General features: G+C 68.4%; 2 protein-coding genes. Both read left to right on the top strand.

What is annotated here, in order from left to right; all coding sequences use genetic code 11:
• On the top strand, positions 1-1,147 hold a 1,147-nt coding region (gene ccrA / locus ACTWQJ_RS51355; protein ID WP_443313197.1), incomplete at its 5' end, for a crotonyl-CoA carboxylase/reductase.
• Between the two features lie 10 nt (positions 1,148-1,157).
• Positions 1,158-1,400 (top strand): methylmalonyl-CoA mutase family protein (locus tag ACTWQJ_RS51350; RefSeq protein ID WP_443313196.1); only part of this gene is annotated, 243 nt, incomplete at its 3' end.

Genomic DNA, 1,400 nt, shown 5'->3' with positions numbered 1-1,400 from the left:
CGGCCCGGGCGAGGCCCTGGTGGCCGTCATGGCCTCCTCGGTCAACTACAACTCGGTGTGGACCTCGATCTTCGAGCCGCTGCCGACGTTCGGGTTCCTGGAGCGCTACGGCAAGCTCAGCGAGCTCACCAAGCGCCACGACCTGCCGTACCACATCATCGGCTCCGACCTCGCGGGCGTCGTCCTGCGCACCGGCCCCGGCGTCAACGCCTGGCAGCCGGGCGACGAGGTCGTCGCGCACTGTCTGTCGGTCGAGCTGGAGTCCAGCGACGGCCACAACGACACGATGCTCGACCCCGAGCAGCGCATCTGGGGCTTCGAGACCAACTTCGGCGGCCTCGCCGAGATCGCCCTGGTCAAGTCCAACCAGCTGATGCCCAAGCCCCAGCACCTGAGCTGGGAGGAGGCCGCGGCCCCCGGGCTCGTGAACTCCACGGCGTACCGGCAGCTGGTCTCCCGCAACGGCGCCGGCATGAAGCAGGGCGACAACGTCCTCATCTGGGGCGCGAGCGGTGGTCTCGGCTCGTACGCCACGCAGTTCGCCCTCGCGGGCGGCGCCAACCCGATCTGTGTCGTCTCCTCGCCGCAGAAGGCGGAGATCTGCCGCGCGATGGGCGCCGAGGCGATCATCGACCGCACCGCCGAGGACTACAAGTTCTGGAAGGACGAGCACACCCAGGACCCCAAGGAGTGGAAGCGCTTCGGCAAGCGCATCCGCGAACTCACCGGCGGCGAGGACGTCGACATCGTCTTCGAGCACCCCGGCCGCGAGACCTTCGGCGCGTCGGTGTACGTGACGCGCAAGGGCGGCACGATCGTCACCTGCGCCTCCACCTCCGGCTACAACCACGAGTACGACAACCGCTACCTGTGGATGTCCCTGAAGCGCATCATCGGCTCGCACTTCGCCAACTACCGCGAGGCATGGGAGGCCAACCGGCTGATCGCCAAGGGCAAGATCCACCCGACGCTGTCGAAGGTCTACTCCCTGGAGGAGACCGGCCAGGCCGCGTACGACGTGCACCGCAACCTCCACCAGGGCAAGGTCGGCGTGCTCTGCCTGGCCCCCGAGGAGGGTCTCGGCGTGCGCGACGAGGAGATGCGCGCCAAGCACGTCGACGCCATCAACCGCTTCCGGAACATCTGAGGGGCGTTGCATGACTGAGCGTCAGAAGGACCGGCCGTGGCTCATGCGGACCTACGCCGGTCACTCCACGGCCGAGGCGTCCAACGAGCTGTACCGGCGCAATCTCGCCAAGGGGCAGACGGGTCTGTCGGTGGCGTTCGACCTGCCGACGCAGACCGGTTACGACTCCGACCACATCCTCGCCCGCGGCGAGGTGGGCCGGGTCGGCGTGCCGATCGCGCACCTCGGTGACATGCGCCGGCTGTTCCAGGAC

Source organism: Streptomyces sp. KR55 (assembly GCF_052245645.1).
Lineage (GTDB): Bacteria > Actinomycetota > Actinomycetes > Streptomycetales > Streptomycetaceae > Streptomyces > Streptomyces flavusporus.
This window is presented reverse-complemented; position numbering and strand designations above follow the sequence as displayed.